The organism is Methanobrevibacter ruminantium (assembly GCF_016294135.1).
Classification (GTDB): Archaea; Methanobacteriota; Methanobacteria; order Methanobacteriales; family Methanobacteriaceae; genus Methanobrevibacter; species Methanobrevibacter ruminantium_A.
Genome location: NZ_JAEDCO010000052.1, coordinates 1 through 8363, shown reverse-complemented (window position 1 = coordinate 8363; position 8363 = coordinate 1). Strand labels below are relative to the sequence as shown.

The 8363-nt window shown below is 30.6% G+C and carries 10 protein-coding genes; 5 read left to right on the top strand and 5 right to left on the bottom strand.

Translation table 11 applies throughout. From position 1 onward, the window contains the following. From VW161_RS08330 to VW161_RS08315, 4 genes are all read right to left on the bottom strand, one after another. On the bottom strand, positions 1 to 629 hold a 629-nt coding region (locus VW161_RS08330; RefSeq protein WP_325192911.1), incomplete at its 3' end, for a MotA/TolQ/ExbB proton channel family protein. A gap of 46 nt (positions 630 to 675) precedes the next feature. After that, entirely contained in the window at positions 676 to 1389 is a 714-nt protein-coding gene (locus VW161_RS08325) for a DUF2162 domain-containing protein (RefSeq protein WP_304088367.1), read from the bottom strand. Between the two features lie 182 nt (positions 1390 to 1571). Next, positions 1572 to 1862 (bottom strand): hypothetical protein, encoded by a 291-nt coding sequence (locus VW161_RS08320; protein ID WP_304088369.1) that lies wholly within the window; start codon positions 1860 to 1862, stop codon positions 1572 to 1574. After that, on the bottom strand, positions 1841 to 2077 hold the full coding sequence (locus VW161_RS08315) for a type II toxin-antitoxin system antitoxin SocA domain-containing protein (RefSeq protein ID WP_304088371.1): 237 nt from the start codon (positions 2075 to 2077) through the stop codon (positions 1841 to 1843). Before VW161_RS08315 ends, VW161_RS08320 begins: the two co-directional genes overlap by 22 nt. A gap of 275 nt (positions 2078 to 2352) precedes the next feature. Between VW161_RS08315 and VW161_RS08310 the strand changes: the two genes are divergently transcribed. The 3 genes from VW161_RS08310 to VW161_RS08300 all read left to right on the top strand — a co-directional run bounded on the left by VW161_RS08310 (position 2353) and on the right by VW161_RS08300 (position 4372). Further along, complete coding sequence (locus VW161_RS08310; RefSeq protein ID WP_304088373.1) at positions 2353 to 2607, top strand: UPF0147 family protein; 255 nt, start codon at positions 2353 to 2355, stop codon at positions 2605 to 2607. A 316-nt stretch (positions 2608 to 2923) separates the two neighbouring features. Beyond that, positions 2924 to 3289 (top strand): HIRAN domain-containing protein, encoded by a 366-nt coding sequence (locus VW161_RS08305; protein WP_304105799.1) that lies wholly within the window; start codon positions 2924 to 2926, stop codon positions 3287 to 3289. Between the two features lie 81 nt (positions 3290 to 3370). Further along, positions 3371 to 4372 (top strand): ARPP-1 family domain-containing protein, encoded by a 1002-nt coding sequence (locus tag VW161_RS08300; RefSeq protein ID WP_304102781.1) that lies wholly within the window; start codon positions 3371 to 3373, stop codon positions 4370 to 4372. 172 nt (positions 4373 to 4544) lie between these two features. Here VW161_RS08300 and VW161_RS08295 read toward each other — a convergent pair whose 3' ends face one another. Continuing rightward, positions 4545 to 5570: a cobalamin biosynthesis protein gene (locus VW161_RS08295; RefSeq protein ID WP_304102778.1), complete on the bottom strand. Its 1026-nt coding sequence runs from the start codon at positions 5568 to 5570 to the stop codon at positions 4545 to 4547. A gap of 126 nt (positions 5571 to 5696) precedes the next feature. Between VW161_RS08295 and VW161_RS08290 the strand changes: the two genes are divergently transcribed. After that, on the top strand, positions 5697 to 6167 hold the full coding sequence (locus VW161_RS08290) for a DUF2299 domain-containing protein (RefSeq protein ID WP_304102776.1): 471 nt from the start codon (positions 5697 to 5699) through the stop codon (positions 6165 to 6167). 994 nt (positions 6168 to 7161) lie between these two features. After that, positions 7162 to 8331 carry a Cdc6/Cdc18 family protein gene (locus tag VW161_RS08285; RefSeq protein WP_304093544.1) on the top strand — a complete coding sequence of 390 codons (1170 nt, stop codon included), beginning with the start codon at positions 7162 to 7164 and terminating at the stop codon, positions 8329 to 8331. Positions 8332 to 8363 lie beyond the last annotated feature (32 nt).

Here is an 8363-nt window from a genome sequence, read left to right as displayed (position 1 = left end):
TCCAAAACAGTGTCAGCCAAAGCATCTAAATTGGAAAGATACTGTTCATACCATCGTCTGCGAATCTTTCCAGCCACATAAGCCACTGCCCCTGAACCAATACCTACAACAGTAGTGTCAAATGCAACTATGATAGCGCTTGCAAGAGTGTTTACATCTCCGCTTCCAAGTGCAGCTAGCCCTGGTCCCATTGGAATGAGTGTACCCATCAATCCAAGGGTAGGTCCAATTTTTGTTACAATGTCTGTTTTTTGAAGATTCTTTTCAATCTTATCCTGTTCCTCTTCAAACAGCTTTCTAGCCAATGCACGTCTAGTGTCTTCTCTTAAGTCTTTTGACTTAGCAATCTCTATTAAAACCACTTTTTGAGAATGTTGAATAGGAGCATTCTTTATAATGCCTTGAATATCATTTATGTCCTCACAATTAGCTATCCTATAAATCAAATCTCTGACTAATTTAACAGGCACTTTCTTATGAGAACTGTATTCTGAGATAAGGCTTCCTATAATATAAACTGCGAATACTGCAAATGCCAATAGAAATATGATTACTGGTATCTGCAAACTTTGAGATATGACATTCAATGCAGAAGTTAATAAATCACTTCCTGGAATTACCGTTACCATTTCACCACCAAAAAAATAATAAATAAATTTAAAAAATTATAAAAAATCAAAACTTTATTAAAAAATCATTCCTTCGAGAAATCATGATTCCCATAATTGCAATTCCAATAGCAAGCAAAAATGTCAAGGCCAAGGAAGTTAAAGAAGGAATTGTCATGTATCTCATGGATTGATTGAATGCTTGAATTATATTAGGTATCAATATAGAGGACAAAAGGAAATAAATTCCTAAAAACAGCATGAAATTTCCAATAACGATTGGATAAGGCTTTTTAAGGAATTTAACTATTAAATTAGATGCAAAATATCCTAGCAATATCACCAAAACCATTGCAATGGCAACATACTGACTTAGTGAAAATGCACCTAATCCAATTGTAGGAGCTGCCATTATAATGCTGGCTAAAATAGATCCAAAGTAGCAGGGACAAGGAGCAACTAAAATCATTCTAGTAGTTCTCATGGTGTTGTTTTCATGTTTTTTCCACTCCTTAATTGTATATATTCCTGAAAAAATCATGATGATGGCCATGATTAGGTAAATAATAGAGTTATAGCTGTTAATTATTTCTGTCATTTGGCTTGTATACAAGGAAGCGATAGCGGATAGAAGCATTATTCCTCCACCATAAGCTAAACACAATAGAGCCAAATTCCTTTTTGAGAGATTTGCCAATCCACTGGCTATTCCAAGCTTTGTGCCAAATAAAATAACAGCTGCAAAAACACCTAATTGCCATAATGCACTTAATATATCCATAAAAACACCTGTAATTCAAAAAATCATTTAATAATATATCAGTGTTTTAAAATATGTATTACAATATATAAATATATTCTTATCAATGAAAGAAAAAAAGTTAATTTTTTGATAAAATTAAAAAAATAAGGATATTATGAAGTTTTATTAATATGAAAATAAGTTACATTCAATAGAATATTTCAATTTATTTTTACAAAAACCTTATCTCTGCTTTTAGACTTGCCAGATAATGCCAATCCATATTCAATGATCTCATTATCTTCAGTCTTTTTTACAGGGTAATCTGATAGAGAATATTCCCCAATCTGCTTGCCGTTTAAATGACTCAATTTCTTAATGACCTTATTGATTAAAATCAATTCCTCTTTTTTGAAATCCATTTCAGGCCCTTTTAGGGAAAAGTATCTATTCATTATCTTGCCGCATGGCAATCTTCTCTTTCCTAAACTTATCTTATTTTCCTCAACCAATTCTCTATAGCCATTTCAAAATGAATTGGCATAGGACCTCTTTCCTTCTTTATGTAGGATTCATTTGTTATGGATTGGTTGAACTCCTTATAATAATTGAAGTCTGAAAAGTAAAGCAGCTTGTGAATCACTGTTCTTCCAACAGTATTTCTAAAACCGCATTTGTAGATGATGAAATGCAATACATTCTTGAATTTATCCTTATCAAAGTCCATTTTAAACCCTCTTTGAAATTATATTTCACCTATTAATTATTAAAAACTTTTTATTTGAACTTAAAAAACAGGAATAAGGATTTCTTAATCCAAAAGAAAATTTTCATTAAAACTTAAAAAAGATAATCATTTCTTAATTTACTAACAATATACCATAAATATATATACTTTAAAAAGCATATTTTATATTGTTATTGACTATTTACTTTTTTTGAAACTGATTTATACTTATTTTGATAATATTTTCAAAAATTGATGAATAGGGAGGAATTATTATGGTAAACGAAACTTTTGAAGAAGTATCCGCAATTTTAAAACATATTATGGAAAACCCAAGTGTACCACGTAATATCAGAAGAGCTGCAGATGAATCTTTCCAAACATTAAATGATGAAAGTGAAGATCCAACTGTAAGAGCTAGTGCTGTAATCTTAAAGTTAGATGAAATCAGTAACGACCCTAATATCCCAGTTCATGCAAGAACCTTAATTTGGGAAATCTTATCTAAATTGGAATCTATCACAGTTTAAATTTTCCAATTTATTTATTCTTTTTTTACTTTTTTAAATTATTTTAATTATTTTTAACTATTCTCTATTTTTTACAATAAGTTATCATTATTTTTCATTTTCTATCAAATTCATAAGACAATTATGTTTGCTCTAATTTTCTCTATTTCAATTAGGTCAAATTACAGGAAACCTAGACGTGCATTTCAAGTGTAAAATTTAGAAATTTTAATATTGATTTCATTGGTTCCTATAAAAAATTTTTACAAATTGATAACCTTTATAAGTAACGATTTCATAACATAGTGTACATGCTATTTTTATAGGGGTGAAATGTATGAACGATGAAAAATTTAATGAAAAATATGTAACTGTAATCTGTTTTAACCAATTTCATGGAAAGAAGATATTCAAGATTGGTTCTATTTTAAAGCTTATCAAAGAGCCGGACAACAATCATGATTCAGAAGCAATAAGAGTTGAAATGAGATATGCCGGCAAAGTGGGATACTTGGCTAACAGCACTAAAACTGTTGTTAGAGGTACCATGAGTTCAGGAAGGGTTTATGATAAAATCGATGATGAAAACGCATATGCAATCGTAAAGTTCATTTCTCATCAGAATGTAATTGCTAAAGTCATCGAGGAAGATGAACTTGCTGAACTTAAAAAAGATCCTGAAAATGATGTGAATTTCATTTAAAGCTTTTTATCAAAAATTAAATTTATAAGGTATCTAATAAAAATTAGTTTGAATAGTATAAAACAAATATGGGGTGATAAGGTGGAAAAATCAAACAAGGAAATTGAAAACAGCGAAATTATAGAAGATTTAAACAAGATTGAAAACATTGCATTCATTGACTTAAACGGCGCTAAGATATCCGTTGAGATATTGGAAAGCCAAAAGTACGAAAATGTTGAGGCAATTCCAATCAGGAGTGATTTCTTTGGGAAAAAGGATTTCCTCACTCTTAAGAAAGGATATGAGATGAACCTTGTTGAAATCAAGGAGCTGGACCATTCAACTGTAAATGCCGTTTCATGCAAAAACGATTCTGTAGCTCCACTCATATTGATTGATGGAGATGAGATCACCGGTGCAATGCAAAACCGTATCATTAATGACACTTTACTCATTCCTGCCAAGTCAACCGTTAATATTCCTGTTAGCTGCACTGAACATGGAAGATGGCACACAAGAGGAGAAGGAGAGGCATCAAGAACCTTCAAGCCATCATTGTATTCTGCAAATCACAGTACAAGAAGCAGAAAATCAAGAGCTTCCTATGAGGAACGTGACTATCAGGGGGAAGTTTGGGATTCCATCAGTGAATTTGAATCAAGATCCAATTTCAAATCCATGACCAGTGCATTGAATGACAGCTATGAAAACCTTAAGGATAAGCAAAATGACTACTTAAGCAAATTCCATATTGAAGATGGCCAAAATGGTGTTATCTTCATTGTAAATGGTGAAATTAAAGGATTGGAATTGTTCTACAATCATAGCATTTACAAGCAGTATCATGAAAAGCTCTGCAGAAGCTATATCATAGAAGCTATTGTCGAAAAGAAATCCGTTGACAATATTGACAGATTGGAATTCGTGAAGGTTTTGGAAAACATCTCACATAGCGAGTTCAAGTCTAAAAAATCAATTGGCCTTGGAGACAATGTCAAGTTTTCAAATGATTTCGGATCAGGTTCAAGCCTCGTTTGGGAAGATGAACTGATTCACATGACTTTCTTTAAGGATTTCGTAATTAATGAAGTTATCATATAACTTCATTTTTCTTATTTTTATAAACTCTTTTTGCATCAATTAATCACTTGAAAAGTAATATCCTTTTACACCATACTATTTTTTATTATTAAATAATCATTGATTAGAAAATATAAGTTAAAAATATTCTTTTTTTTTCAAAGAAATAAACTAAATAAAAAAAGTAGTTCTTCTATAATTGAAGAAGAATCAAATCCATAAATACGAAAAAGAAAAATATTGTAATCAGGAATATGCTAAGTCTTGCAATGTCAATTGCCTTGTCAATGCATTCAACTTTAAGTGGATGCAAATTGTCACCTAAAGTATAGACTCCCTCCTTTTCAAGCTGAATGTTCAATGCGCCAGCTACTGTTGCCATTGTGTATCCTGAATTTGGACTGTCACAGTTTCTAGCATCCCTTCCCATAATGTAATAGGCTCCTCTCCAATTGAGAGCCAAGAATGCTGCAGAGATTATTATCAAATATCCTGATATCCTGGCAGGAATGTAATTCAATATATCATCCAAATGAGCAGGAACAAATCCAATGTTATAAAGCTCATCTGTCTTGTATCCAAGCATGGAATCTATGGTATCGACAACCCTATGGATCAATGCTGCAAGTATAGCCAATATGACAACAGTGAAATCATTGAATCCTAAAAGGAATGCTATTATACCAACAATTGAATAGTAAAAAATAGTTGAAACATATGAATCTGGAATGTTTTCAGTTAATGTTTCAATAACAGCTGATATGACATGCTCCTTATTCAATTCACTTGTTTTTCTGCTTACCAAATAACTAACTGCCTGACGTGCCTTGTTTAGATTGTTGTTTTTCAAGTCATTTTCCACATCACGTGCAGAATCAAGTAGCAGTTTCACTGAAAATGTAGATGACAACAATAAAATAGCCGCTAATTTAAATAAATAAATCATTCCATCATTAATGTACATGAAATGCTTGATGATTAGCATTGGCACTAAAACGACAAGTGAAGAAACAGCTATTACACAGATAGAAACGATAAGTCCGGAAATCTTATTGTCATATCCTATAAGATATTTCTTGAAAAAGATTATGATGTTTCCAATCCATACAACGGGATGCAATTTAGCTGGAAATTCTCCAATAAGCAAATCAAATGCCAAAGCAAATAAAAGTATTGTAAGCAGCATGTAAATTGAATTTGAGTAAAGTTCGGTTATCATTAAAATTAAATATATTAGCAAACTATATATAATTTATTGATATTAAAAATTTTATTAAAATTCTATTAAAATTTAATCATGATTTAATTAAAAAAAAATATTTATATTTATTTTATGGATGATAACATGGCAATAGATGAAGAGCAAGTCAGAAACTGGTTAATGGAAGAGAATCTCTTTCGTGAAAAGATTTATGATGAAAACGCTAATTTCCATTATCTCATTAACTTTCCAAACAACAATACAATGGACATAATCAATCCTAAAACAAAAGAGGATGTTTTAATCATAGGATGTGCAACAGAAGTTTCACAGGAAGAGAAAAACATTATCAAAAGCAGTCCTAAAGAAATGAATCAGGAATTCATTTGGAAAATAAGATTTTCATTAAATGAAATGTTTTTAGATTTTGAATTGGAACATCCTAATGATCAATTGACCAGATTCATCATAACAGAAGACATCTTTGAAGATGGACTTACAAAACATACTCTTATTAAAACAATAAAAAAAGTCTTTAAGGGAAAGCTACAATGCATATGGATTCTTGGTAAGACTTATGGATCCATTAAAAACACCACACTTCCTGAAATATAAATAAAATAATATTTTTATTTATTTTTTTATTTTTATTATTCTTATTTTTATAAATGCTTTATCAATTTTTTATATTATTATTAATGTTTTTTATTATTTTTAACGTATTTTTATGTTTAATTATTTTTTCAACGAATTCATTCCCTATTTTTTGATTATATTCTCATGTTTTAATAACGATTTTTCCATGATTTTTAGAGAGTGAGAGGTGTGTTTCTAGTGAAACGATTTTGAGGGTCTTGAAAGACTTGACAGGTATATTTCATTTGTATTCACTTGAAATTTTCCTCTCTATCTTTTTTTAAAGTATTCTGCGTTAAAATTCTTCATTTACGATTTAAAGCTCAAATATTTATTTTAGATTTTTCAATGAAAAAATTTTACACTTGAAATACATCCCTTCATTTTCGTTTTTTACCAAATTTGCTTTCACTTGAAATGGTACTCTCTGTCTTTTTTTTAACCATTTTTTACAAATATTTTACTTTCTAAACCTTATGAAATTATTAAATAATTGTTAAATTATAATCATAATGTTATTTTCAAATCAAGTCATGAATTATCATTGATTTTAAAAATTCATAATACTTTTATTTTATTATTTCAATTGAAATAAAAATTTGACTTTATTTTAAAATAGACTATCATTTCAACTGTAAATTTCATTTTAAATCATTTTCATTTCTTTAATACACTTGCAATTTAGCTAATATTATTAAAGTTTTTCCATTGTTTGATTTTTTGAGAATGTTCCCTTATTTTGAAATAATAAAAAAGTTTAAATATATTATCTGATAAACAATAGTAATACAGTTGAAATTTTACTATTGAAAATGAAAATTTCTATTTTTTAATATCTTTAACTTAATTTTTCTAAAATTTCAAAATCAATTTTAGATCTTATGCTTAATTTTTATTAAAAAGGGTTAATATTTTAAATTCTGCAACATTTCAGACTTTAAAAAACACATTATTTATTTATGAGATGATTATTATGAGTGACAACATTTTCGAAGGGCTTGATGAATACTTGCCTCTTGACGATAACATTTTCAAGGATAAGAAACCTTTGGATCATCGTTATTTACCTGATAACTTGCCACATAGGAAAGAACAGATTACAGCCATTGCAAGATACTGGGTAGAGGTATTGAAAGGAAGTACTCCATCTAACATTACTATTTATGGAAAGACAGGAACCGGTAAGACAGCAGCTGCAAAGTTTGCAAGAGAGCAATTGATTGAAGCAGCTCGTGATAAGCCTGTTACACTTTCAGTGGAATATGTCAGATGCACTGATTTCAATACAGAATATCAGGTTCTCACTTACTTATGTCAAAAGCTAGGAAGGGAAGTTCCAAATCGTGGATGGACAAAAGGTGAAATTGTAAATGCATTTAGGGATGTCCTAAAAAGAAACGTATTTGGAAGAAACCGTATATTGATTGTTATTTTAGACGAAGTTGACATTCTTCTTGAAAAGGATGGGGACGGATTGTTGTATACCCTTACCAGAACAGACAACATTGCAATCTTGTCAATCAGTAATTACCTTAACTTCAAGCAATTCATTAAGCCAAGAGTTGCAAGCAGTCTAATGGATAAGGAGATTGTGTTCCCACCTTATGATGCAGAGCAATTGGCTGACATCTTGAATGAAAGGTCCGAACTTGCATTTTATGAAAACACTCTTGAAGACAGCGTTATTCCATTATGTTCAGCTATGGCTGCAAAAGAGGAAGGGGATGCAAGATACGCACTTGACTTATTGGAAAGTGCAGGAGACATTGCTATCGACAAGGGATCTGAAAAGGTTTTAGGCCAATATGTGCGTGAAGCTAAAGATGTCATTGAGTACAATAAGGTCAAGGACGTAATTGTCACATTGCCTACCCAACAGCAAAGGGTTCTTGCTGCTATCTTAAGGTTGACTCAAGAAGGAGAGGAAATCACTTCAGGTAAGCTATTTGAGGCTTATAAGGAGATTTCAAAAGGAGATGCAGTTACATATAGAAGAATCTTTGACTTTGTAAATGAGTTGGAGATGTTAGGTATCATTTCCACAAATACTGTATCAAAAGGCAGAGCTAAAGGTAGAACCAATATCATTAACTTGCAAATTGATACAGATCTTTTGGAAGAGAATTTGTATAGTGTTTTATAGCCCAGCTTTTCCGCTCCTTCGGAGCGCAAAAC